Raw genomic sequence first — 25,095 nt, forward strand, 5'->3', positions numbered from 1 at the left:
AATGGAGTGATCATGACACCGCATGTGATGAAACGTGATGGCTGTAAAGTGCCGTTTAAATCAGAGCGCATCCAGGAAGCCATTCTGCGTGCAGCTAAAGCAGCGGGTGTCGATGACGCAGATTACTGCGCCACCGTCGCAGAAGTCGTTAGCAGCCAGATGAACGAACGCAGCCAGGTCGATATCAATGAGATCCAGACCGCGGTTGAAAACCAGCTGATGGCGGGCCCCTACAAGCAGTTAGCCCGCGCCTATATCGAATACCGCCACGATCGGGACGTTCAGCGTGAGAAACGCGGTCGTCTTAATCAGGAGATTCGTGGCCTGGTGGAGCAGACCAACTCCGCCCTGCTGAATGAAAATGCCAACAAAGACAGCAAAGTGATCCCCACCCAGCGCGACCTGCTGGCCGGCATTGTTGCCAAACACTATGCCCGTCAGCACCTGCTGCCGCGCGACGTGGTCTCGGCGCATGAGCGCGGTGAGATCCACTACCACGATCTCGATTACTCGCCCTTCTTCCCGATGTTCAACTGCATGCTCATCGACCTGAAAGGCATGCTGACCCACGGTTTTAAAATGGGTAATGCCGAGATTGAGCCGCCAAAATCGATCTCCACGGCCACTGCGGTCACGGCGCAGATTATCGCTCAGGTCGCCAGCCATATTTACGGCGGCACCACCATTAACCGCATTGATGAAGTACTGGCACCGTTCGTCACGGCAAGCTTCAATAAACACCGTCAAACCGCTGAAGAGTGGCAAATCCCGGACGCCGAGGGCTACGCGCACTCCCGTACCGAAAAAGAGTGCTACGACGCGTTCCAGTCGCTGGAATACGAGGTGAACACCCTGCATACCGCCAACGGTCAGACGCCGTTTGTGACCTTCGGTTTTGGTCTGGGTACCAGCTGGGAATCACGCCTGATTCAGCAATCTATCCTGCGCAACCGTATCTCCGGGCTTGGTAAAAACCGTAAGACAGCGGTGTTCCCGAAACTGGTGTTCGCTATCCGCGACGGCCTGAACCACAAGTTTGGCGATCCTAACTACGACATCAAACAGCTGGCGCTGGAGTGTGCGAGCAAGCGCATGTACCCGGACATCCTGAACTACGACCAGGTGGTCAAAGTGACCGGCTCGTTTAAAACGCCAATGGGCTGCCGCAGCTTCCTCGGCGTGTATGAAGACGAAAACGGCGAACAGGTTCACGACGGCCGTAACAACCTCGGCGTGATCAGCCTCAACCTGCCGCGTATCGCCCTCGAAGCCAAAGGCGACGAAGCGGCCTTCTGGGCGCTACTGGACGAACGTCTGCAGCTCGCACGAAAGGCCCTCATGACCCGTATCGCGCGTCTGGAAGGGGTGAAAGCCCGCGTTGCGCCCATCCTGTATATGGAAGGGGCCTGCGGCGTGCGCCTGAAGGCGGACGATGACGTGTCGGAGATCTTCAAAAATGGTCGCGCGTCGATTTCTCTGGGCTACATCGGTATTCATGAAACGATCAACGCGCTGTTCGGCAACCAGCACATGTATGACAGCGACGCCCTGCGTGAAAAAGGTGTCGCCATTGTTCAGCGCCTGCGCGATGCGGTTGACCAGTGGAAAGACGAAACCGGCTACGGCTTCAGCCTGTACAGCACCCCGAGTGAAAACCTGTGTGACCGTTTCTGCCGCCTGGATACCGCTGAATTTGGCATTGTCGAAGGGGTAACCGACAAAGGGTACTACACCAACAGCTTCCACCTCGACGTGGAGAAGAAGGTGAACCCTTACGACAAGATCGACTTTGAAGCCGCGTATCCGCCCGTCGCGAACGGTGGCTTCATCTGCTACGGCGAGTATCCGAACATTCAGCACAACCTGAAGGCGCTGGAAGATGTCTGGGATTACAGCTATCAGCACGTGCCGTATTACGGGACCAACACCCCGATTGACGAGTGCTACGAGTGTGGCTTTACCGGTGAGTTTGAGTGCACCAGCAAAGGCTTCACCTGCCCGAAATGCGGTAACCACGATGCGGCTCGCGTCTCGGTGACCCGCCGCGTGTGTGGCTATCTCGGAAGTCCCGATGCGCGTCCGTTTAATGCCGGTAAGCAGGAAGAGGTTAAGCGACGCGTGAAGCATTTGGGGAATGGGCAGATCGGTTAAGGCGTCGGGGGTTTCCCCTCACCCTACCCCTCTCCCGGTGGGAGAGGGCTGGGGTGAGGGCACCCGCGCGCACACACTCTGGACATCTTCTTATGCGATATCATCAATACTACCCCGTCGACATCGTCAACGGTCCCGGTACACGTTGCACCCTGTTTGTCTCAGGCTGCGTCCATGAATGCCCCGGCTGTTACAACAAAAGCACCTGGCGCCTGAATTCAGGCCTGCCGTTCACCGCAGAGATGGAAGAGCGGATCATCCACGATCTCAACGACACGCGCATTCATCGCCAGGGGATTTCACTCTCCGGTGGCGACCCGCTTCACCCGCAAAACGTGCCGGACATTCTGAAGCTGATAAAACGCATTCGCCGCGAATGTGCAGGCAAGGATATCTGGGTCTGGACGGGTTATAAGCTCGAAGAACTGAATGCTGAACAGAGGGAAGTGGTGGATTTGATTAACGTGCTGGTTGACGGCAAGTTTGTGCAGGATTTAAAAGACCCTGCGCTGATCTGGCGCGGCAGCAGCAACCAGGTTGTGCATCATTTGCGGTGATCGCTAAAGCCGTTTGTTTACGTCATGATAAAAGGCTGATTTCTCTCTCTTACCGATAGCAATAACACATACCGTCACAACGTTGTCCTGAACCTGATAGACCAAACGATAACCCTGGGATCTGAGTTTTATCTTGTCGCAATCAGGCAGGCCATGCAGGCGAGCCGATTCAACCCTGGGGTTCACCAACACGTTCGCAAGCTTCTTCTTAAACTGATTTTTTACGGTATCACCCAGCCTGGTCCACTCCTTGAACGCCCTCGGATCAAATACGAGTTCATAACTCATCCAGCCTAACCTTAATTCCTTTTTGCGGATTAGCCAGCCGCTCCCGGACTGTCTGTATGAGTTCATCTTCACTGTCGCTAACAGTGACCGTTTTCACCGGCATACGCCCCGTCTCCGCAACGTACTGAAACAGTAACCGAACGGCTTCCGTTGGCGTGATATTGAGTTTTTCAAGCACGGCATAAGCCTCGTTTTTGAGTTTGTCATCCAGACGGACGTTCAGCGTGGCCATTATGCCTCCAGTGAAATCGAATGTGTAATGCATCTTAGCATTACATTTGCATTACATCGAATTCTGGATAACGTCTCTCAAAACCGGCTCACACTCTCCATCGCCACCGCTTTAAACCCGGCGAAATCATTGCAACTGCACAGCCGTGACATGGCGCGCTCACGCAGGAAAGTCACGAAAATATCGTAAATCGCCATCGCCTCTTCGTACTCGCGCTTGCTAATGGCGAGCAGGAAAATCACGTGGGCAGTTTCATCCCCCCAGGCAATACCCTGCGGTGCCAGCACGGTGTAAACCACCGTTTTTTGTGCCAGTAGCCCGAGGGAGTGCGGTAGCGCAATGCCGTCGCCCAGCATGGTGCTGACGATGGCCTCTCGCTCCACGACCGAATCCAGAAACTCCGCGCCAACAAACCCCTCTTCTTCGAGCTGCTCGCACAGCTCCCGGAACAGCGTTTGCTGGTCAATCGGCCTGTCGATAATGCGGAAATGGGCGGCATCGAAGTATTTATCCAGCATCCACGGGCGGGTTCGGTCCACCAGCACCAGCTTACCTATCTGCTCAAGCTGGTAGTCCGTCGGGAACGGGGCGATCATCACCACCGGTTTAGACTTTTCGCTCACCCGGGCGGTCGAGATAACAAAGTCTTCGCCGATCGGTTCCGCCAGCTCATACTCGCGCAGCGTGAGCGTGCGGGTCACCTCAATCTGCGGATATTTGCGCTGCAACACCGCTTCAATCATCCGGACCATCGCATTCCCGGCATCGCAAACTAACAGCACGCGCGGCTGACGCTGGTAGCCGATGTTGTAGTGGCGCTCCAGCCCGACACCGATATGCAGTACCAGGAAACCGATCTCGTTTTCGCTGATCACATACGGCGTGTATTTCCCCCAGCTCGACACTGCCGCGAGGGTCATATCCCATGCCATCGGGTAGTGCTGCTTGATGTTATCCAGAAGCGGATTCGGGATCATGATTTGATAGCGCACGCGGGTGATCATGGTTTTGATGTGGGTGAGCAGATCCGCATGCAGTTGCTCGTCGCTGAGCAGGTTGTAGTTATAGTGGGTATTGATGTAGCGCAGGATGTAATTGACCAGCGCTTCGTCGTCATCGGCATTGATGGCACTGGGGGCAATCTCCTGGATCTGGCGTGCCGCGATGTGAACGCAGAGCCAGCTCTCTTCTGAAGGCGAAAGCGCTTTATCCGCCAGCTGTTGAATGGTCACAGCGATGTCTTTCGCCGCCTCACGGACATTCTCGGCCACATCTTCTGCGTGAAATTCCGGCAGCGGATAGCCCTCGCTGATGCGACGCACCGACACCGCACAGTACAGGCGCAGGAACAACTCGCCCTCGTCAGTCAGACGAATGTGATGCCGCGTCAGCGCATCGTGCAGCACGGGAACCATCTGCTCCGCCACCCCCGCATTGAGCGCAACGTCGGTCACCAGCGGGTTCAGGCTATCCTGCTGTGCCAGCTCCCAGAGCAGATCGGTGAGACAGGCGCGGGTCGCCATCTCGCTGCCAAACAGCTTCATGCCGTGGCGCGGTCGGGTTTCCAGCGTCAGGTTGTAGCGGTGGAACCACTCGCGCACTTCCACCATGTCACTTTGCAGCGTCGCACGGCTGACAAACCACTCATCCGCCAGATCCTCCAGCTTGAGCGAAAACGCGGAGGTAAGAAAACGGACCACCAGATAGTGCACGCGCTCCGGCCCGGTGCGGGGAATGCGCAGCGCGCGCGGGTGTGAGGACTGAAGCTGCTGATAGCGTTCTGCATCGTCAATTTTGAGCTGATAGCCATTGCCGCGGCTGAGAATAAACTGCGCACCGTGGCTCGCCAGCAGCGCGTTCAGGGCGGTGATATCAGCGCGGACGGTTCGCGTGGAGACCGACAGCCGCTGCGCCAGTTCGTCCTGCGGCAGCGTCTCGTTTTGCAACAGATCGAAAAGTTGCGCTAAACGTTGGTTCGGAAATCGCACGGGGTTGTCCTCTTACGGCTTAGGGTGAAATGACCATCTGGGATGGGCTGCCGACCGGGGTATAGTCCGGCTCGGCGCTGAGCTTGCCGTCCTGCGCCACGCGAAAACGGGTAATGTTGTCGCTGCGCTGATTCATGATGTACAGCCAGCGCCCCTGTTTGTCGAGCGTCAGGGTGCGCGGGTAATCACCACGCGTCCACACATCGTCCTGATGCGCCAGCGTGCCATCCGCTGTTACGGTAAAGTGCCCGATGCTGTTATGCAAACGGTTAGCCACATACAGCTGCTTGCCATCGGCACTGAGCGCCAGCCCGGCGGCAAAGCTGGTGCCTTTATAGCCGTGTGGCAGGGCGGAGAGGGTTTTCCCCTCCTGCAGCCTGCCCCGGGCATCCAGCGTATAGTGCGTGAGCGTGGATGCCTCTTCGTTAATCAGCCATAACGCATCGCCTTTCGGCGTAAAGACGAAATGCCGCGGACCGGCCCCTTTCGAGGAGGCACTGATAAACGGCGGATCGTTCGGGGTCAGCTTGCCTGTTTGATCGTCAAAACGGTACTGGTAGATACGATCCAGACCCAGATCGGTAGAAAAAACGTATTTCCCGCGCGGATCGGCGGCGATCATGTGCGCATGAGGGCCATTGTGATCGCTAATGGCAAAACTGCCTTCCACCGCCGCCACCGATTTCGCCGCGCCCGGCTCTCCCCGATCCTGGTGCGTGTCCGTGGCCTCCCCCAGACTGCCGTCTGCATTAACGGGCAGAACAGCAATCGAGCCGCTGACGTAGTTCGCCACCAGCAGGTGGTGACCCTTTGGCGTCAGGGAGAGATAGACCGGCCCCGCTCCGCCGGACGCCACCTGATTAAGCTCGCTCAGTTCGCCGTTATCGCCCACGCGCAGCGCCTGCACCACGCCCTGCTCCACTTCGCTCGCCAGATAGAGCGTCTTACCATCCTGCGAGACGGTGAGCTGCGCGGCGTTTGGCAGCGTGCTGACCAGCGTTTTATTCGACAGCGCACCAGTGTGAGGATCGACCGTAAAGCGGTACAGCCCCTCGCCGTTGGGGTTGTACGTCCCGACCCAGGCGTACTGCGTCTGGGCGATGGCGGTGGTAGCGAGTAACGAGAGTGAAGCGACGAGCAGATTGCGGGTGTGCATGGTGGCTCCTTTGGTTTTGTGCGGTTTGTGCCCCTCACCCTAACCCTCTCCCCAAAGGGGAGAGGGGACTATTACACCCTCTCCCCTTTGGGGAGAGGGCCGGGGTGAGGGGTAAAGACTACTTAGCCAGCTTCTTCGTCATCTCCAGCAGCGTACGCACATCTTCCGGACGCGTGTCGCCGCTGGCTTTGTCGATAATCGAGCTGTAGATATGCGGAATGATTTTACTCACGCCCGCATCAAGGGCGATCTGCAGGATCGCTTCATAGTTCTCCAGATCGATCCCACCGGTCGGCTCCAGCCAGAAATCGTGACGGGCGCAGGCTTCCGCCACTGCCTGGTATTCGTCCCGACACGCCAGGCCTCCCATCGGGAAGTATTTGATGGAGCTGCCGCCAAAATCTTTCAGCAGGGCAATCGCGGTTTCAACCGGCACAATGCCGTCCGGCGCCGTGCTGCTCAGCGGACCGGTGGAGATTTTCACCTTGCCAACGGTGCCGGTCGGAGAGACCAGGCCGTTGACCACGGATTCACTCTGCCCCAGCAGCGCACGGCTGGTTGCCACGCCGGTGAACACCTGGTTAACGTGCTGCGGCTGCACCTGACGGGCGATCTCACTGACCATCCCGGACTGGTTCGGATCGCCTGCGCCGAGGCCCACAGAGAGCGCATTATCGATAAGCTGAGCGTAGTCGCGCATATCGGCAACCGCACTGGCGACATCCGGGTAATTTTTGGAGAGCACGCCCACCAGCACGTGGCCTTCCGCCGCCTCGTAAATGGCGCTGGCGTTGGCTTTCGATCCTGCCAGCACGTTCAGGCAGACGCGGTCACGGTAAAAGTTGGGGGTCAGTTTCATGCCTTTTTCTCCTGTCCTAACACTTCACTAATGCGGCGATAAACAATGTTCAGCTGATCGGCATTCACGCTGCGCACGTCCGCTTCGATAATCCCTTCGTTGGCCTTGTAGCCACGGAAGTAAATGGCGTACTCGCCTTGCTTCAGCGCGGTCACCAGGTCGCCGGTGCCAACACCGGTGGTGGCTTCATCAAACTTAATCTCGGTACGGGCGATATCGCGACCGGCACTGTCCCAGACCACGCGTGCCGTCACGCCGTTAAGGGTATTAAGCGCGTCAATAAAGGGCGTCATCTTCGCCACCATCTCTTCGCCGCTCTCTTTGGTCGCCGTCAGGTAGTGTTCGATGGCACAGGTGAGGCCGAGGATCCCCTCTTTACCCACTTTCATTGCGCGGCCAATCCCCGCCGTCTGGCGTTTCACCCACTCAACATACTGCGTTTTGCCGATCACCAGCCCGCTGGTTGGCCCTTCAATCGCTTTCGCACCGCTGTAGATAACCAGATCGGCACCGGAGCGGTAGTAAACGTGAAGATCTTCTTCCGCGGCCGCATCCACGATCAGCGGCAGATCGTGCTTACGCGCCACCACCGCCGCCTGCTCTACGCTGAGCATGCTTTTCTGCACGCAGTGGTGAGACTTGATGTAAAGAATGGCCGCGGTACGCGGCGTGATGGCCGCCGCCAGTTGATCGGCGGAGCATTCGTTCGCGTAGCCCGCTTCCACCAGCTTGCCGCCGCCCAGCGCCACCATGGTGCCTACCGGTGCGCCAAAGTTAACGTTATGGCCTTTCGGCAGCACGATTTCGTTGTTCTCAATCGGAGTGACGTGCAGGTTCTCCAGCAGCCAGTCGCTGTCTTTGACCAGCACCGCCGCCACGGACTGGGCGATGCCCGCTGACGCGCAGGAGACCACCGTCGCCCCTTCCACATCCAGCAGCTTCGCGATGTATTCGCCGGTTTTGTTGACCAGATCCTTCATCTCGAAATAGTGATTCATGCCATCCATCGCCGCCTGCACCACGTCCGGGCGCGGCGTGGAAACCCCCAGCGCCGTCATACGGCCTGAGGTGTTGATGACTTGCTTTAAGTGATACTTCTCATAAATCGAAGGCATGTTCCGTGCTCCCTTGTTCGGTCATGTAGCCCTTGCCTGCGCGGATGGCGGCAAGCGGCACCAGAATGTGTTCAGCCTGCAGGCTGTCATTTTCAGCATCCACCAGCAGCGTTGGCTGGCGTTTTATCGTGAACAGCGTCAGGTCAGCATCAAGACCTGGCTGAATACGGCCTTTGTGCGTCAGACGCAGCCCGTCGGCGGCGTTCGCGGTGACGCACTCAATCACCTGCGGCAGCGACATGCCGATGGCGAGAAACTTCGACATCACGCTTGCCAGCGACCCTACCGGGCCGTTAATGCGGTTGCGGCAGTAAATATCCGAGCTGATGGTGTGTGGCAAAATGCCCATCGCAATGGCGCGTCTCGCCACCTCAAAGCTAAAGCTCGCCGTACCGTGCCCGACGTCCAGGCGCACACCGCGTTTCAGGGCGGAGGTGATAGACGCACGCAGTTCACCGGATGGCGTCAGAATGCGGTTCGGCTTGCCGTTGTAGCAGTGGGTGATGATGTCGCCTGAGCTGAGCAGGTCGGCAATTTCATCGAGGTTGGGCGGGTTGTTGCCAATGTGCACCATCAGCGGCAGGTCGCCGTTCTCTTTCTGGATGGCTTTCGCGCGCTCAAGCGGCGTAATGCCATTTTCGCCAACCACGCTGCTGCTCATGCGCGCTTTCAGGCCAACGATAAAATCCGGGTAGCGCGTAACGGCCTGCTTCACGGCCTTCGCATCAATGTTGGCCATATTGGCCAGTTCGTTCTGGGCAATCAGCCCCACGCGGGAGATGTTCAGTAAGGCATAAACATCGGTTGAGGCTTTACGGGTGATTTCATAAAAATCGTCCACGTCATCCGCGCCGGTACTGCCGGCATCCACCACTGAGGTCACGCCGGTGGCGATGCCCACGCTGTCCGGTTCGTCGTGATAAATAGGGGAGTTCGGGTAGCAGTGAACGTGGGAGTCAATCCAGCCTGCGCTGACGAACACTTCACCGTTCAACTCAACCGTTTTGCGGGCGGCCGCGGTAATGTCGCCCAGCGCCGCGATTTTTCCGTCCTGAATGGCGATATCGGTCAGGGTATCGTCGGTGAGGCGCGCACGGCGCAGGAGTAAATCAAACATGAGGATCTCCTGATAAGGCGGGCGCCGGGGCGCCCGCGGGCATTAAAGGGCGACCGGGAACAGCCAGCCCAGAATCATTGCACCGAGAATGGCGCCACCGGTAATCGGCTTCTGCCAGATATAGAACAGCAGCGCACCCACCAGAGAGCCGACACCAATAGGAATGGAGGCGGTCATGGCGCTGAGGATAATCAACGGCCCGAGGAAACGACCGGAGGCGTTACCGGCCCCCATCATCACGTCCGCCCCGTAGGTGGAGTTGCTCTGATTGATGGTGAACTTACGCGCCAGGATGATGACGTAGCCAATTGCCAGGCCAATCACCAGGCCGGTGATCAGCGCGGCGATAAAGTTGGTCACCGGGAACATGATGCCCGCGCCCAGCAGCAGCGCCGGAACCCCGAGGCCCACCCCGGTCTGGATCGCCCCGCCGATATCAAGGATACCGACCAGCGACCCTTCGATAATACGGGCGAACAAGAAGCTGGCACCGAACGCCGCCACCGCGCCGTAAACGCCGGTATCCATCCCCGCTTTCAGCATCGCCACGAAGGCCACTTCGTTGAACGCGCCGATGCCGTAGAGGTAGTACATATGCGTCCCGGCGAAAACACCGGAAGAGAGCAGGCCAACGAAGATCGGGAACGACCAGTCGGCATACCAAAAACCTTTATTCTGTTCCATGTCGAGGCTCCTGTTATTTACCGCTGAGCGCGTTGTGGATCATGTCGAGCCAGTTCGGCACGGTCAGATGGAAGGATTCGATCATCTTCATGTCGAAGCCACGGAAGAAACCGCTCAGCACGAACAGCGCCACGATGGCCGCCATCATCACTTTGGTGACGTGGTTCCATCCGCTCTCTTCAACGCCCTTACCGATCAGGATACCCAGCACCAGACCCGGTACGGCGTTACCCATGATCAGCTGCGCCGCGCCGCCAAAAATGGTGGCCCAGAAGCCCGATTTTTTACCCGCATCGATGGCGGCCAGCCAGAAGATCACCGGCATCACGGTGTTGACCAGCAGGTTTGCTGCAGGCACCAGCACCTTCACGGCGGTTACCTGAAGCGCAGCCGGAACAGAAGAGGCGGTGAGGTTAAGGAAGGTGACGACAATCATGCCGATTACGCCGCAGGCAATCGCCATTTTGCGCGGATCGTGCAGCGTTTCGCCGACGTTACGGTTTTTAATCATCAGTGCTGCAGCACCCCAGTTCGGGATGATGCGGTGGTCAACGTCCTGTGTGAATGCCCCTGCAGCCACGGAAGAGGCCCAGGCGTTAAAGAAGAAGCCTAACCCAAAGGAGAAGTGAGAAGCCGGATCCCCTTCACAGGAGTTCAGTTCCCCCAACGTACGAAACGCGCCCATACCCTGAGTGGTAGGCGCATGAAACATGCGTGCAGCCCCGGCCCCCACACCGACGCCAACCAGGCCGCCAATGATGAGCGATTTTATTAATATAATTAAGAACATCAGTCTGCCCTTTTATGAATAATCAGCGTTGCGTGACGAAATCCACCTGGTCGAGATTGATGGCAGTCACGTTGACGGTCACATCCAGCTCCACGCTGTAGGTGCGTCTTTCCCGGCGCAAAAAGAAGAACAGAAAAGCTTCTTTACGCACCGCTTCTTGCGCCTGAACGACCTGCACATCCTGTGGCTCAATACGCAGTAAGATATGCGGTGAGGCTTTCATCACCGCGGCCTGAACGTGGTTGAGCGCATCAGCGAAGGCGCGCGCTTTAGCGTCGCCTTTGCCCTTCACTCTCACCGTGGTTGTGAACTGTTCTTTCATGCTTATGCGCCGTGTTTCTTCTGCCACGCCTGAACCAGACGCTCGCCCAGCTCTTCTTTATCCATAAAGCCAAAGCCCAGCACATTGCAGCCTTCATTGATGGCGGTGACGCCTTCATCCACTGAACGCATGCCGTATTTGGCTTTGTAGCCATATTTGGTTTGTGCGGTGATGGCACCCGCGCCGCCGCTGCCGCAGAAGGAGATGCCGAAGGTGGCATTTTCCGCTTTCATCACGTCCCCGAGCTTCATGTCTGCCGCCACACCCGGCACGACAACCGCGCGTCCACCGGCTTTTTCAACGCCTGCCGCCACTTTCTGACCTTTACCCAGGCGATCGCCAATCACGACTGTAATCTGTTCCATGTGTTGCTCCTTAAAGGTTGTCTTTCGCGACTTCGAAGTGAACGGAGAGCAGCCAGGCCTCTTCATCAGGAAGGTTGCCAAACTGCGCGACCACTTCACGGGCAAGCCGCATTGAATCGGGAGAAATTTCGTCGAACAGCTCGGCTTCAACCTCCGGCAGCGGCTCGCCGGTCACGGACCGGTGCGCCATCGCGCGAACGTGGGAGGTGAGCATCTGTTCCTGTACTGCGTTGGGGATGATGTTGTGCCGGGCCAGCAGGGCATACACCTGCGCCAGCATGGTGTTAGCGAGCTGCTCTGTTTGCACCGCCTGATCTCCAACGTCGTTCATTACCGCTCCGTTAATCACTCGTCTTACCCCGTTAATGGCTCTGGAATAAAACTAACGTTGGGGGGGAATTGTTTGTAGCGAGTTGTTTTCCACTTCGAAGTGGAAAGGCGAGCACCGGCAGTGATCTGTGCCACATAAATATGCTGAATATAGATAAATCACTGTATTTACGTGATGAATATCACGCTATCTGACGGCAATTAAGGGGGCGTGGGAGCGAAAAAGATTATGGGCAGGCGTGCAAATATGTGAGGTGGATAAGGTTTTCTTATGCCCGGAAAGCAAACATGCGGGGGCGATTAACCGCCCCCGCACGGGGAAAGCGCGTACCGAGAATCAACGATACTTTTTGTGATAGGTATTACGCGTGGTCACAAACTGGTCGGCTGCCGCCTGGGCTTCCTTCACTTTGCCTTCGTTGGCAAGCTTCAGTGCACCGTCAATCTGGCCGACCAGCACGTCAAAGCCGTGGCGGTAGTCTTTCATCTCAGCGCTGTCTGCCGCTTTATTTTCCAGCTTTGGCGGCGTGGATTTCTGCGCGTCCAGTGCCGCTTCACGCATTTTGGTCAATGCGCCTTTCATTTCCGCCGCATTGTCCGTTTTCTGCACCACCTTCAGGTTTTCACTGAGGATGCCCATGTCGTCTTCAAGATCGGCAGCAAACGCAGAAGAACCAAGAACCAGCGTTGACGCTGCGACGATCGCTAACAGGTGTTTACGCATTGCTCACTTCCTTTTTTATTATTAAAACGCCTTTACAGGTATTACTGCCCGGCGATTTTCATCTCCGGTAAGAGGACTGAACCACACTGTATATTGCTACGTGTTTCAATATCGTTACCGACAGTAACAATATTGCGCCACATGTCTTTCAGGTTGCCGGCGATGGTAATTTCGCTAACCGGATACTGAATTTCACCGTTCTCAACCCAGAAGCCCGCCGCGCCGCGCGAATAATCGCCGGTAATGCCGCTTACGCCCTGGCCCATTAACTCGGTGACGACCAGACCGGTGCCCATCTCTTTAAGCATCTGCTCAAAGCTCAGGCCCTGACCCGCGATTCGCCAGTTGTGAATGCCGCCCGCGTGACCGGTGCTTTTCAGACCCAGCTTGCGCGCAGAGTAGTTGGTCAGCAGCCACTGCGTCAGAATGCCGTCTTTGATGATATCGCGGCGCTCGGTGCGCACACCTTCGCTGTCGAACGGCGTCGAGGCCAGCCCTTTCAGCAGGTGCGGATGCTCTTCAATGGTCAACCATTCCGGCAGGATCTGCTTGTCCAGCGAGTCGAGCAGGAACGTCGATTTACGGTAAACGGAGCCCCCGGCAATCGCCCCCACCAGGTGGCCAAACAGGCCGGTCGCCACTTCATTGGCAAAAATGACCGGGGCTTTCATGGTGGAGAGTTTACGTGGCGACAGACGGGACAGCGTGCGCTGCGCGCATTCTGCGCCAACCCACTCAGGAGACTGCAAATCGCCCAGCGCGCGACCGATGGTGTAGGCGTAATCACGCTCCATATCACCGTTCTCTTCAGCGATAACGCAGCTGGAGAGCGAATGGCGCGTTGAGCAGTAGCCCTGCAGCATCCCGTGGCTGTTACCAAACACTTTGATACCGTAGTGGCTGTTAAAACTTCCGCCTTCGGTATTGGTGATGCGTTTATCGGCCTTCAGAGACGCCTGCTCGGCACGGGCAGCCAGTTCGATCGCTTCGTCCGGCGTCACTTCCGCCGGGTGGAAAAGATCGAGATCCGGGGCATCGAATGCCAGCAGCTCTTTGTCGGCAACGCCGGCGTAAGGATCGGGCGAGGTGTAACGCGCAATATCCAGCGCAGCCTGCACCGTACGGGCAATGGCATCCGGGCTGAGATCGGTCGATGACGCGCTGCCTTTGCGATTCTGGTGATAAACCGTGATCCCCAGGGCGCCATCGCTGTTGAATTCTACATTTTCCACTTCGCCGTAGCGGGTGCTGACGCTGATGCCGGTGGTTTTGCTTACCGCCACTTCGGCGCCATCTGATTTACCTGAAGCGAGCGTCAGCGCGGTGGAGACGGCTTCTTCCAGAATCTTACGCTGCGCTTCAACTTGTGAGGTTACTTTCATCGCAAATGCCATACTGTAAGAGAGAGTTAATTGAAGTCTAACAGAGAACCGTTTTTCAGTGCGCGTCTTAACTGGTAACATTAGCCTCTTTTTTTAAGGAGCCTGACATGACTAAGCAGCCCGAAGACTGGCTCGACGACGTTCCCGGTGATGACATCGAAGACGAAGATGATGAGATCATCTGGGTCAGTAAAAGTGAAATTAAACGTGACGCCGAAGAGTTAAAACAGCTTGGCGCGGAAATGGTAGAACTGGGTAAAAACGCGCTGGATAAACTCCCGCTCGACCAGGATCTGCGCGATGCCATTGAACTGGCACAGAAAATCAAGAAAGAAGGCCGTCGCCGTCAGCTTCAGCTTATCGGTAAAATGCTGCGTCAGCGTGACGTTGAACCGATCCGCCAGGCGCTGGACAAACTGAAAAACCGCCACAACCAGCAGGTTGCGCTGTTCCATAAGCTTGAGCAGATCCGCGATCGTCTGATTGAACAAGGTGATGATGCGGTACCGGAAGTACTGAACCTGTGGCCAGATGCCGATCGCCAGCAGCTGCGTTCGTTGATCCGCAATGCCCAGAAAGAGAAAGAAGCGAACAAGCCGCCAAAGTCTGCACGCCTGATTTTCCAGTATCTGCGTGAGCTGTCTGAAAACGAAGAGTAAGCACAGCATCGCTGAGTGCCTTAACCCCGCCCCTCTCCCTGTGGGCGAGGGAGAAAAAGCCCGGTAAGCGTGAGCGCTACCGGGCTTTTTTTTACTCTACGACCGCCTGCGCTTTCTTCGCCAGACCGTCCAGCAGCTTCTGATGGATCCCACCAAAACCGCCGTTGCTCATCACCAGAATGTGATCGCCAGGCTGTGCGGCTTTCACCACCATATCCGCCAGCGCATCCACATCCGCACTCCAGTGCGCAGGCTGAATGCAGGCATCGGCCACTTCGGCCACCTGCCACGGAATATGCTGCGGCTGCAGCAGGAAGACTTCATCGGCACGCCCTAAGGATGGCGCAAGATCGTCTTTGCAGATGCCCATTTTCATGGTGTTCGAACGCGGTTCCAGCACGGCCAGAATGCGAGCGGTCCCGCCGACTTTGCCGCGTAAGGCCGCAAGCGTCGCCAGAATGGCGGTCGGGTGATGCGCAAAGTCGTCATACACCGTGACGCCGTGGGCTTCACCGCGCAGCTCCAGACGACGGCGGGCGTTAATGAACGAGCCTAACGCATCCGCCGCATCCGCAGGCTGAACGCCCACATGACGTGCCGCGGCAATCGCCATCAGGCCGTTGTGCATGTTGTGCTCGCCCACCAGGCCCCACTTCACCTCACCCACTTTCTCGCCGTCGAGCAGCACTTCCCACTCGGAGGCATCCGCATTGAGTTTTTTCGCCTGCCAGTGCCCCTGCTCGCCCACCATCTCTTGCTCGCTCCAGCATCCCATCGCCAGGGTTTGCTTCAGGTTGATGTCGTTTTCCGGCAGGATGATGCGGCCCTGACCCGGAACGATGCGCACCAGATGGTGGAACTGTTTCTGAATCGCTTTCAGGTCGTCAAAAATATCGGCGTGATCGAACTCAAGGTTGTTGAGGATCAGCGTCCGCGGGCAGTAGTGCACGAACTTGGAGCGCTTGTCGAAGAACGCGCAGTCATACTCGTCGGCTTCGATCACGAAGAACGGGCTGTCACCCAGACGCGCAGAAACATCGAAATTACCCGGTACACCCCCGATTACAAAACCTGGCTTATAACCACAGGCTTCGAGGATCCAGGTCGCCATTCCGGCGGTCGTGGTTTTGCCATGCGTGCCGGCTACGGCAACGACCCAACGGTCGCGCAGCACGAAATCATGCAGCCACTGCGGGCCAGACATGAACGGAATGTTGCGTTCCAGAACCGCCTCAACGCACGGATTACCGCGGGTCATGGCGTTGCCAATGATCACCAGATCCGGCTCAGGATCCAGCTGGCTGGCATCGTATCCCTGAATCAGAGAGATGCCCTGTTTCTCCAGAAGCGTGCTCATCGGCGGATACACATTGGCGTCCGAACCTGTCACTTCATGGCCCAGAGAGCGCGCCAGCATTGCCAGTCCGCCCATGAAAGTGCCACAAATCCCCAATATATGAATGCGCATACGTCACTATCCTTCTTCAATGTGGCGCACATTTTACTCACATGTCAGCGACAGCGAAACGCATTTCAGGTAAATCCGTATATTGCTGGCGCGATTCACCTCTGCGCTAATATTTGAATGTTTGTTAAGATTGTTGGGCTTTAGTCGTTTTAGTGAACATACAATCGCTCTACTCACAAAGATGCAGGGAAAGTGTTATGAAAACGTTAGGTGAATTTATTGTCGAAAAGCAGCACGAGTTTTCTCATGCTACGGGTGAACTCACTGCTTTGCTGTCGGCAATAAAGCTGGGCGCTAAGATCATCCACCGTGATATCAACAAGGCCGGTCTGGTCGATATCCTGGGTGCCAGCGGTGCCGAGAACGTTCAGGGCGAGGTTCAACAGAAACTCGATCTGTTCGCAAATGAAAAACTGAAAGCTGCACTGCGCGCGCGCGACATCGTGGCGGGTATCGCCTCCGAAGAAGAAGATGAAATTGTCGTTTTCGAAGGGTGTGAACACGCTAAATACGTTGTGCTGATGGATCCGCTGGACGGTTCCTCTAACATCGACGTTAACGTTTCTGTCGGTACCATTTTCTCCATCTACCGCCGCGTCACGCCTGTTGGCACGCCGGTGACAGAGGAAGATTTCCTGCAGCCGGGCAGTAACCAGGTGGCGGCCGGTTACGTCGTTTATGGCTCCTCCACCATGCTGGTGTACACCACGGGCTGCGGCGTTCACGCCTTTACTTACGATCCCTCGCTGGGCGTTTTCTGCCTGAGCCAGGAACGTATGCGCTTCCCGGAGAAGGGCAATACCTACTCCATCAACGAAGGCAACTACATCCGATTCCCGAACGGCGTGAAGAAATACATCAAGTTCTGCCAGGAAGAAGATAAAGCCACTCAGCGCCCGTACACGTCCCGCTATATCGGCTCGCTGGTTGCTGACTTCCACCGCAACCTGCTGAAAGGCGGTATCTACCTCTACCCAAGCACGGCAAGCCACCCTGACGGCAAGCTGCGTCTGCTGTATGAATGCAACCCAATGGCGTTCCTGGCCGAACAGGCTGGCGGCAAGGCGAGCGACGGTAAAGAGCGTATTCTGGACATCGTGCCGGAAAGCCTGCACCAGCGTCGTTCGTTCTTTGTCGGCAACACTCATATGGTTGATGACGTTGAACGTTTTATCCGTGAGTATCCGGACGCATAACCCATAACACGGGGAGCCCTTCAGGCTTCCCGCTTCATTTATATATTTTACCGTATAAGTGTTTATAAAAAACACGCTTTAATATTCGGTTTTGCTCCTGCATTATTTCCATAACAGTTTGACAAATATTTCCTGGAGCCTAATCGTCATGAAAAATTATTCCCGTGCTAATACCGGCATTGATTTAAATCTTATCCCTGTTTTTATTGAAGTGGTCCGCTGCGGCAGTATGGCAAAAGCCTCTGTACGTCTGGAGATGTCGCGCCCCGCGGTGAGTCTGGCATTAAAACGCTTTAATCAGCTGTTTGACGAGCCGCTATTTTTCCGCAAAGGGTTATATCTCGAGCCGACTGAAAATGCATTAGCATTAACCCAGTCTCTGGAAATATTAATGGGCGACATTCACGATAATATTGGCGCATTAAATTCAGCGACACATAAAACCCCGACACAGAATGCGCCGGGGCGGGAAAATATTATGCCGCTGTCTGAGCCGTCAGTTTAAATGATGCCATGGCGTCCATCAGCTGACGCGATTGCTCTTCCAGCGAGCGCGTCGCGGCAGAAGATTGCTGGACCAGCGCCGCATTCTGCTGCGCGGTTTCGTCCATCTGATTCACGGCAATATTCACCTGCTCAATGCCGCGACTCTGCTCCTGGGACGCGGTCGCAATCTCGCGCATCAGTTTGGTCATGCGCAGTACTTCTGTTGCGATCTCATCCATCGTTTCGCCAGCCTGCTGCGCCAGCTCGCTGCCTTCGTTTACGTGGGTCTGAGAATCACTGATAAGCGAACGAATCTCTTTTGCTGCGTCTGCGCTGCGGCTGGCGAGGTTTCGCACTTCACCGGCAACAACGGCAAACCCGCGCCCCTGCTCACCCGCGCGCGCCGCTTCCACCGAGGCGTTCAGCGCCAGAATATTGGTCTGGAAGGCAATGCCGTCAATGACGCTCAGAATATCGGCGATGCGTGCCGAACTGCCGGCGATATCACGCATTTTTTCAATGACGTAGCAGACCATTTCGCTGCCGTGATCGGCGGTGTCAGACACGGATTTCGCCAGCTGGTGCGCCTGCTCGGCGTTGTCTGCATTGAGTTTCACCGTGGCGGTGATCTCTTCCATGCTGGCGGCCGTCTGCTCAAGCGATGTCGCGGTGGATTCCGTGCGCTGGGCAAGATCCATGTTCCCCGCCGTCAGCTCGCGGCTGCCGGTATCAATTTGCGAGCTGGCATCACGTACCCGTAAAACCGAGTTCATCAGAGACTGCCGCATCCCCTCAATGGCCGCGTTCAGGCGGTTAAACTCCTGGCTCGCCGGGTCATTCAGCGTATGGGTTAAATCGCCCGCCGCCACGTTCTCCAGCTGAGCAATGGAGGCCGAAAGCGGTTTGAGCAGCATGTGACGCAGTACCAGCCACGCCAGCACAATAATGCCAGCCGTCAGCAGCGCGGCCACCACGATCAGGATCAGTACCCGGTTTTTGCTCGACTGCACGGCCTTCACTTCCGCTTTCCCGCGCGCTTCGCTCCATTTCTGAAAGACCTGCATATCATTATCAAACTGCGCCGCCACCGGGATCAGCGTGTTCTCCAGCAGATCGTAATAGCTGTCTGCGCTCTGATCGTTCAGGGCTTTCAGCATCGGGTCGATCCCCTGCTGGTTATAGGTCGCCAGGCTCGCGGCCACCTTATCCAGCAATTTTTGTCCCTGCTCATCCGCCACCCCGCCGTCGATCACGCCTTTCAGCGTTTTACGGGCCTGGGCAATCTCCTGATTGATGTTTTTCACCGATTTGGCCGCATCATCCAGCATGCCGATTTCCATCATCCGGACCGCCTGACCCGCTTCATTACGCGCGCGCAGGATCAGGGTATAGCCAGAATTAAGCTGCACCATCTGCTCACCCTGAAGGTGGTTGATGCGCTGGAGTGAAGAAGAACTCTGTGTGAGGGCATAAATGCCAATGCCGCTGACAATCAGCAGCAGAAGGGTCATAACGGCCAGTAAAGAGAGCAAGCCGGTACGAATCGATAGCGTTTTAAGCATGATATTATTTCCGGTAGCGAGATATTTCTGGGCATAAAAAAAGAGTATCGGCCGCTACCGGAAAATGTTTAGACTTTAAGCAAATTCAGCGTGTTATGGCTCTGTTACTGAAGTGTTTACACGGGTAACAGGCGAGCTTTGTCGGTTCTCCCAGAGCACCGTCAGGCCGCGCTGCAGAGCGATAAAAATAAACAACAGAATGCCAATGGCGATCTTGGTCCACCATGAACTGAGTGTGCCGTCAAAGTTGATATAGGTCTGTATCAGCCCCTGGATCGCCACGCCGAACAGCGTCCCCAGCACCGTGCCAACGCCGCCGCTGAGCAACGTGCCGCCAATCACCACCGAGGCGATGGCATCAAGTTCCACCCCGACGCCTGCCAGAGCATAACCCGCCTGGGTATAAATCGAGAAGACGATCCCCGCCAGCGTCGCCAGTCCGGTCGAGAGCATATAGATGCGGATTGTGGTGCTGCGGGTGGAGATTCCCATCAGATTTGCCGAGGTGGCACTGCCACCAATGGCATAGACCTGATTACCAAACCGGGTACGGTGGGCAAGGAAGATCCCCACCACCACCACGCCCAGCATCAGCAACCCCATCGCGCTCAGACGACCGCCGCCGGGGATTTTCCATGCCAGGCTGGAGAGCGTGTCGTAGACAGGATGGTTAATCGGAATCGATTCTTCCGAGACCAGGTAGCTCACGCCGCGCAGGAAGAACATGCCGGCGAGGGTGATAATAAAAGCCGGAATTTTCAGCGCGTCGATCAAAAGCCCCATAAAGGCGCCAAACGCGCAGCCCATCACCAGCACCAGCGGGAAGGCCAGCAGCGGCGAGATCCCCCAGAAACCGATCGCTTTTGCGAGGAATACGCCCGTGAAAGCGATCACCGACCCAACCGAGAGATCGATCCCGCCGGAGAGGATCACAAAGGTCATGCCAACGGCGATAATGCCTAAAAAGGCGTTATCCGTCAGAATGTTGCAAATCACCCGGGTAGAGGCAAAGCCCGGGAATTGCGTCAGGCAGTAGAGATAACCCAGCACAAACACGCCCAAGGTGATCATTAACGGTAAATTACGTTTTATCATGGCCACGGATCCCTTTAATGATGCTGACAAAGCGCGGCGACTGGACGATCAGCACGCAGAGCACGACCACCGCTTTCACCACCTGGTTGAGTTCCGGCTGAAAACCGGAGAGCAGGATCCCAGTATTCATACCCTGAATAATCAGCGCGCCGATCACCGAGAGCAGCAGATTAAACCGCCCGCCCATCAGCGATCCGCCACCGATAACCACCGCCAGGATCGCATCCAGCTCCAGCCATAACCCGGCGTTGTTGGCATCCGCACCACGGATGTCCGCCGCGACGATCACCCCGGCAATGGCGGCGCAAATGCCGCTCAGCACGTAGGTCAGCATGACCATCAGCCGTGTATTAACCCCGGCGTTTCGCGCCGCACGGATGTTAATCCCAACCGCTTCAATGAACATGCCCAGCGCCGTTTTACGGGTAAAGAGCCAGAACACCACTAATGTGACCAGCGCAATAACGATCGGCGTCGGGAAGAAGAACAGCTTACCGCTGCCAAGCCATGCCAGGCCGGGGGAGTTGAAGGTCACAATCTGACCCGAGGTGATAAGCTGTGCCACACCGCGTCCGGCCACCATCAGGATGAGAGTGGCAACAAACGGCTGAATTTTCAGGACCGCCACCAGAATGCCGTTCCACAGTCCGGCCAGCACCCCAGTACCTAATGCAGCCAGCAGCACCACCGGCAGGCTGTGCCCGGCGACGGTCATGGACGCTGCCGTGGCGCCGGCGATGGCCATCACCGCACCGACGGAGAGGTCAATCCCGCCGGTGGCAATCACCAGCGTCATACCAATGGCCAGAAGCGCCACCGGGGCGGCGCGGTTTAAAATGTCTATCGGACTGCCAAACAGCCGGCCATCCTGCACGATAATCTGAAAGAAATGCGGGGCGACCAGGCTATCGATCAGCAGCACCAGCAGCAACGCGATAATTTGCGGCGTGCCGGTAGGCCAGGTGAAGCGGCGCCTGGTTGCACCGGTTTGCGGAAGCGAACGGGGCATCACGATTAACTCCTTACGCCGCGATGGCATTCATGATTGCCGGAACGGACAGTTTATCCAGCGGGATCTCTGCCACCTGCTTACGATCGCGCATGATGATGACGCGATCGGCGTACCCCACCAGCTCTTCCAGCTCGGATGAGATAACCAGCAGCGCCAGACCGTCTGCACACAGCGTTTCGATAAGCCGGATAATTTCGGCGTGCGCCCCAACGTCGATACCGCGCGTCGGTTCATCGAGGATCAGGAACTGGGGTTTAGTCAGCAGCCAGCGTGACAGCAATACCTTCTGCTGGTTGCCACCGGAGAGAAATTCAATGGGCTGTTCAGCGCTCGGCGTACGAATACCGAGCTGACGGATAAATCGCTCGGCTATGGCGTTTTGTTCTTTCCGCGGGATGGGGCGTAGCCATCCGCGCTGCGCCTGCAGAGCCAGAATGATATTTTCCCGCACCGAGGCGGCGGCAATTATGCCATCGGTTTTCCTGTCTTCCGGGCAGAAGCCCACGCCCAGGCAGGAGGCCTGATGCGGCGATCGCAGGGTCTGCGGTTTACCTTTGATCAGCGCGCTGCCGCTGTCCGCAGGTTTGATCCCGAAGATCACCTCGGCGGTTTCGGTGCGCCCGGAACCCAGCAGGCCCGCCAGCCCGACAATTTCACCGGGCCGTACGTCCAGATTAAAGGGCGAGATCACCCCTTTTTTGCCAAAATCGCTGAAGGCCGCGACCGGTTTATCGCTGAGCAACGTGCGGCCTGCGCGCTGAAGCGCGTTGGTTTCCAGCTCGCGGCCCAGCATCATTTTGACCAGTTCTATCTGCGGCAGCTCGCGGGTTTCGCGGCAGCCGACAAAGCTGCCGTTGCGCAGCACCGTGATGCGATCGCTGACCTCATACACCTGATCGAGGAAGTGGGTGACGAAGATCAGGCTTACCCCCTGATCGCGCAGCTGGCGCATCAGGGTAAAGAGCATTTCGACTTCCTGGGTATCAAGGCTCGCGGTAGGCTCATCAAGGATCAGCACTTTCGCGGAGAGATCGATCGCCCGGCAAATCGCGACAATTTGCTGCATCGCGACGGAAAAACGGTTCAGCGGTTCGCGAACGTCCAGGGAGAAACCATAGGATTCCATCAGCCTGGTGGCCCGCGCTTCCATCTCTTTGCGTCGCAACAGGCCGAAGCGTCTTGGCTCACGGCCGATAAACAGGTTATCCGCCACCGACATATTCGGCAGCAGGTTCACTTCCTGGTAAACCGTCCCAATCCCCAGCTGCTGCGCATGGGCGGTGTTTTTTGGCGAAATGGCGTTGCCTTCTAGCCAGATCGTGCCGCGATCGGCATGGTAAACGCCGGTAAGTGCCTTAATCAACGTCGATTTTCCCGCACCGTTCTCTCCCAGCAGCGCCATAATCTCACCGCGTCGCAGGCTAAAATCAACGTTATCCAGCGCTTTTACACCGGGGAAAAACTTGCTTAAGCCCTCTGTGCGGAGGATTTCCTGGTGTTGTGTGTCGGTCATGTTTCCCCCTCACCCTCGCCCTCTCCCGGTTGGGGAGAGGGAAATGTTCATGCCAGTCTACCCGCCCTTGTACACCCTCTCCCCTCTGGGGAGAGGAGTGGGGTAAGGGGCGAGGGAAAAGGCCTTAGTAGCCCATATTTTTCTTCTTCTCTAACTCTTCTTTCGCGGTGTCAGGCAGGTAGAGCGTCGATTTGGTGATCGTCACTTTTTCAGGCAGGGTGCCGTCTTTCTTGAATTTCTCCAGCGCATCGAATGCCGGGCCAGCCATGTTTGGCGTCAGCTCCACGCTGGCGTTCGCTTCGCCGTCCATCATCGCTTTATAGATATCCGGCACGCCATCGATAGAGCCGGTGAGGATATCTTTGCCCGGCTTCAGCCCCGCTTCTTTGATGGCCTGGATAGCCCCGATCACCATGTCATCGTTGTGGGCGTAAACCATGCAGATGTTCTTGCCGTTGTTTTCAGCCTTGATAAAGCTCTCCATGACCTCTTTACCTTTACTGCGGGTAAAGTCGCCGGACTGAGAGCGGATAATCTTAATGTTTGGCGCTTTGGCGATGGCCTCCGCGAAGCCTTTCTTACGATCGATGGCCACGCTCGCCCCGACGGTCCCCTGCAACTCAACGACGTTACACGGCTTGCCATCCACCTGTTTCACCAGCCAGTCACCAATTAATTGGCCCTCGAGAACGTTGTTGGCGGTGACGGTGGTCATATAGAGAGATTTGTCTTTTACATCAATGGAACGATCGAGCAAAACAACCGGGATCTCAGCGTCTTTCGCTTCCTTCAGGACCGGCTCCCAGCCAGTGGCCACAACCGGCGCAATAAAGATGGCATCAACGCCCTGGGCGATAAATGACCGCACGGCTTTGATCTGGTTTTCCTGTTTTTGCTGCGCATCGGCGATTTTCAGGGTGATACCGCGTTTCTGGGCCTCGCTTTTCGCAACGTTGGTTTCTGCCGCTCGCCAGCCGGATTCAGAGCCGACCTGGGAAAAACCTACGGTTAAAGGGGCGGCCATCGCCATAGACGACATGGCTGCCGAAACTGCTGTGACAAGAAGTAAGCGCTTCCACATATGAACGTCCTCGTAGGGGTGTTTATTGTTGGTTAAAAGATGTTCTGCGAAATGACTATAGCCAATGAAATATGTAACGAATTGCGTTACATCACACTTCAGAAAAGTGAATAAAACGTTAATCACAAGTTTGTAATCGCTTTCATTTCACCATTAAAAAAGCGGCTGAGTTTATGGATTTTCCTGTCATGGAATCGGTCTGAAAAGTGGGGAGAACGTGGAGAGAAGACGAAAACAGGCGGAGACATTCAGCGCCAGTTGGCTATAATACCTGCCACTTGTTTACCATCCATTTTAAAGGACACAGACATGAGCTTACTCAACGTCCCTGCGGGTAAAGAACTGCCAGAAGACATCTACGTAGTTATCGAAATCCCGGCTAACGCAGATCCTATCAAATACGAAGTGGACAAAGAGAGCGGTGCGCTGTTTGTAGACCGTTTCATGTCTACCGCCATGTTCTACCCATGCAACTACGGTTACATCAACCACACCCTGTCTCTGGACGGTGACCCGGTTGACGTACTGGTTCCAACGCCATACCCACTGCAGCCAGGCGCAGTCATTCGCTGCCGTCCTGTTGGCGTGCTGAAAATGACCGACGAATCTGGTGAAGATGCGAAACTGGTTGCTGTTCCGCACACCAAACTGAGCAAAGAGTACGATCACATCAAAGATGTGAACGACCTGCCAGAACTGCTGAAAGCGCAGATCACTCACTTCTTCGAGCACTACAAAGACCTCGAAAAAGGCAAGTGGGTTAAAGTTGACGGCTGGGAAAACGCAGAAGCAGCGAAAGCGGAAATCATCTCCTCTTTCGAACGCGCTGCGAAGAAGTAATTCTTACCGCTGAATAATAAGGCCCCGCGAGTCGGGGCTTTTTTGTGCCTTGCGTCTGACGCGACACTGGCACGCTAAATACGGTATAGCGGGTACCATTTCAAGGAACCAGCAGAATATATG

26 protein-coding genes are annotated in these 25,095 nt (G+C 56.3%); 6 read left to right on the plus strand and 20 right to left on the minus strand.

The window, feature by feature from the left end; genetic code table 11:
* Positions 1-12 precede the first annotated feature (12 nt).
* Positions 13-2,151 carry an anaerobic ribonucleoside-triphosphate reductase gene (gene nrdD / locus AM410_RS04490; protein ID WP_020885401.1) on the plus strand — a complete coding sequence of 713 codons (2,139 nt, stop codon included), beginning with the start codon at positions 13-15 and terminating at the stop codon, positions 2,149-2,151.
* Positions 2,152-2,243: 92 nt separating this feature from the next.
* On the plus strand, positions 2,244-2,708 hold the full coding sequence (nrdG, locus tag AM410_RS04495; RefSeq protein ID WP_059306428.1) for an anaerobic ribonucleoside-triphosphate reductase-activating protein: 465 nt from the start codon (positions 2,244-2,246) through the stop codon (positions 2,706-2,708).
* A gap of 3 nt (positions 2,709-2,711) precedes the next feature.
* On the opposite strand, the gene AM410_RS04500 is transcribed toward nrdG, so the two are convergent.
* The 14 genes from AM410_RS04500 to pmbA all read right to left on the minus strand — a co-directional run bounded on the left by AM410_RS04500 (position 2,712) and on the right by pmbA (position 14,072).
* A complete protein-coding gene (locus tag AM410_RS04500; RefSeq protein ID WP_108647580.1) occupies positions 2,712-2,996 on the minus strand; it encodes a type II toxin-antitoxin system RelE family toxin in 285 nt (94 codons plus the stop codon).
* Positions 2,986-3,228 carry a type II toxin-antitoxin system RelB/DinJ family antitoxin gene (locus tag AM410_RS04505; RefSeq protein WP_108647582.1) on the minus strand — a complete coding sequence of 81 codons (243 nt, stop codon included), beginning with the start codon at positions 3,226-3,228 and terminating at the stop codon, positions 2,986-2,988. Before AM410_RS04505 ends, AM410_RS04500 begins: the two co-directional genes overlap by 11 nt.
* Before the next feature lie 77 nt (positions 3,229-3,305).
* Positions 3,306-5,216, minus strand: coding sequence for a BglG family transcription antiterminator (locus tag AM410_RS04510; protein ID WP_014168384.1), 1,911 nt, complete (start codon positions 5,214-5,216; stop codon positions 3,306-3,308).
* Positions 5,217-5,235: 19 nt separating this feature from the next.
* Positions 5,236-6,372, minus strand: a complete 1,137-nt coding sequence (locus tag AM410_RS04515; RefSeq protein ID WP_108647584.1) for a lactonase family protein — start codon at positions 6,370-6,372, stop codon at positions 5,236-5,238.
* A 118-nt stretch (positions 6,373-6,490) separates the two neighbouring features.
* Positions 6,491-7,231, minus strand: a complete 741-nt coding sequence (gene dagF, locus AM410_RS04520) for a 2-dehydro-3-deoxy-phosphogluconate aldolase (protein WP_059306432.1) — start codon at positions 7,229-7,231, stop codon at positions 6,491-6,493.
* Positions 7,228-8,346 (minus strand): DgaE family pyridoxal phosphate-dependent ammonia lyase, encoded by a 1,119-nt coding sequence (locus AM410_RS04525; protein ID WP_104440427.1) that lies wholly within the window; start codon positions 8,344-8,346, stop codon positions 7,228-7,230. Before AM410_RS04525 ends, dagF begins: the two co-directional genes overlap by 4 nt.
* Positions 8,330-9,463 carry an amidohydrolase/deacetylase family metallohydrolase gene (locus AM410_RS04530; protein ID WP_108647586.1) on the minus strand — a complete coding sequence of 378 codons (1,134 nt, stop codon included), beginning with the start codon at positions 9,461-9,463 and terminating at the stop codon, positions 8,330-8,332. The genes AM410_RS04525 and AM410_RS04530 overlap by 17 nt, the downstream gene beginning before the upstream one ends.
* Positions 9,464-9,505: 42 nt before the next feature.
* Positions 9,506-10,147, minus strand: a complete 642-nt coding sequence (locus AM410_RS04535) for a DUF4310 family protein (RefSeq protein ID WP_014882285.1) — start codon at positions 10,145-10,147, stop codon at positions 9,506-9,508.
* Positions 10,148-10,160: 13 nt separating this feature from the next.
* Positions 10,161-10,937: a DUF4311 domain-containing protein gene (locus tag AM410_RS04540; RefSeq protein ID WP_014168378.1), complete on the minus strand. Its 777-nt coding sequence runs from the start codon at positions 10,935-10,937 to the stop codon at positions 10,161-10,163.
* A 22-nt stretch (positions 10,938-10,959) separates the two neighbouring features.
* Positions 10,960-11,259, minus strand: a complete 300-nt coding sequence (locus tag AM410_RS04545; RefSeq protein WP_006810338.1) for a DUF4312 family protein — start codon at positions 11,257-11,259, stop codon at positions 10,960-10,962.
* 2 nt (positions 11,260-11,261) lie between these two features.
* Complete coding sequence (locus AM410_RS04550) at positions 11,262-11,624, minus strand: SFCGS family glycine-rich protein (RefSeq protein ID WP_003830384.1); 363 nt, start codon at positions 11,622-11,624, stop codon at positions 11,262-11,264.
* Between the two features lie 10 nt (positions 11,625-11,634).
* Positions 11,635-11,973, minus strand: a complete 339-nt coding sequence (locus tag AM410_RS04555) for a glycine dehydrogenase (protein ID WP_014168376.1) — start codon at positions 11,971-11,973, stop codon at positions 11,635-11,637.
* Between the two features lie 318 nt (positions 11,974-12,291).
* Entirely contained in the window at positions 12,292-12,678 is a 387-nt protein-coding gene (cybC, locus tag AM410_RS04560; RefSeq protein WP_014168375.1) for a cytochrome b562, read from the minus strand.
* Positions 12,679-12,719: 41 nt separating this feature from the next.
* Positions 12,720-14,072 (minus strand): metalloprotease PmbA, encoded by a 1,353-nt coding sequence (gene pmbA / locus AM410_RS04565; protein ID WP_108647588.1) that lies wholly within the window; start codon positions 14,070-14,072, stop codon positions 12,720-12,722.
* Positions 14,073-14,167: 95 nt separating this feature from the next.
* On the opposite strand from pmbA, the gene yjgA reads away from it, so the two are divergent.
* Positions 14,168-14,719, plus strand: a complete 552-nt coding sequence (yjgA, locus tag AM410_RS04570; RefSeq protein ID WP_014168373.1) for a ribosome biogenesis factor YjgA — start codon at positions 14,168-14,170, stop codon at positions 14,717-14,719.
* A gap of 91 nt (positions 14,720-14,810) precedes the next feature.
* Here the strand turns inward: yjgA and mpl are convergent, their stop codons facing one another.
* Entirely contained in the window at positions 14,811-16,187 is a 1,377-nt protein-coding gene (gene mpl / locus AM410_RS04575; protein ID WP_044866774.1) for a UDP-N-acetylmuramate:L-alanyl-gamma-D-glutamyl-meso-diaminopimelate ligase, read from the minus strand.
* Positions 16,188-16,384: 197 nt separating this feature from the next.
* Between mpl and fbp the strand changes: the two genes are divergently transcribed.
* The gene (gene fbp / locus AM410_RS04580) at positions 16,385-17,383 is read left to right on the plus strand and encodes a class 1 fructose-bisphosphatase (RefSeq protein ID WP_020882906.1); all 999 of its coding nucleotides are present in this window, start codon (positions 16,385-16,387) and stop codon (positions 17,381-17,383) included.
* A gap of 148 nt (positions 17,384-17,531) precedes the next feature.
* Positions 17,532-17,888 carry a helix-turn-helix domain-containing protein gene (locus tag AM410_RS04585; RefSeq protein WP_025205788.1) on the plus strand — a complete coding sequence of 119 codons (357 nt, stop codon included), beginning with the start codon at positions 17,532-17,534 and terminating at the stop codon, positions 17,886-17,888.
* Here the strand turns inward: AM410_RS04585 and AM410_RS04590 are convergent.
* From AM410_RS04590 to ytfQ, 5 genes are all read right to left on the minus strand, one after another.
* A complete protein-coding gene (locus tag AM410_RS04590; protein ID WP_025205790.1) occupies positions 17,860-19,431 on the minus strand; it encodes a methyl-accepting chemotaxis protein in 1,572 nt (523 codons plus the stop codon). The two genes, AM410_RS04585 and AM410_RS04590, sit on opposite strands and share 29 nt — an antisense overlap.
* Positions 19,432-19,524: 93 nt before the next feature.
* On the minus strand, positions 19,525-20,526 hold the full coding sequence (yjfF, locus tag AM410_RS04595) for a galactofuranose ABC transporter, permease protein YjfF (protein WP_020882909.1): 1,002 nt from the start codon (positions 20,524-20,526) through the stop codon (positions 19,525-19,527).
* Positions 20,513-21,538 carry a galactofuranose ABC transporter, ATP-binding protein YtfT gene (gene ytfT, locus AM410_RS04600; RefSeq protein WP_025205793.1) on the minus strand — a complete coding sequence of 342 codons (1,026 nt, stop codon included), beginning with the start codon at positions 21,536-21,538 and terminating at the stop codon, positions 20,513-20,515. Before ytfT ends, yjfF begins: the two co-directional genes overlap by 14 nt.
* 10 nt (positions 21,539-21,548) lie before the next feature.
* Positions 21,549-23,051 carry a galactofuranose ABC transporter, ATP-binding protein YtfR gene (ytfR, locus tag AM410_RS04605; RefSeq protein WP_020882911.1) on the minus strand — a complete coding sequence of 501 codons (1,503 nt, stop codon included), beginning with the start codon at positions 23,049-23,051 and terminating at the stop codon, positions 21,549-21,551.
* 124 nt (positions 23,052-23,175) lie between these two features.
* Positions 23,176-24,132, minus strand: coding sequence for a galactofuranose ABC transporter substrate-binding protein YtfQ (gene ytfQ / locus AM410_RS04610; RefSeq protein WP_020882912.1), 957 nt, complete (start codon positions 24,130-24,132; stop codon positions 23,176-23,178).
* 309 nt (positions 24,133-24,441) lie between these two features.
* On the opposite strand from ytfQ, the gene ppa reads away from it, so the two are divergent.
* The gene (gene ppa, locus AM410_RS04620; RefSeq protein ID WP_020882913.1) at positions 24,442-24,972 is read left to right on the plus strand and encodes an inorganic diphosphatase; all 531 of its coding nucleotides are present in this window, start codon (positions 24,442-24,444) and stop codon (positions 24,970-24,972) included.
* Positions 24,973-25,095 lie beyond the last annotated feature (123 nt).

Origin of the sequence: Enterobacter cloacae complex sp. FDA-CDC-AR_0164, assembly GCF_003071645.1 — a bacterium.
Classification (GTDB): domain Bacteria; phylum Pseudomonadota; class Gammaproteobacteria; order Enterobacterales; family Enterobacteriaceae; genus Enterobacter; species Enterobacter ludwigii.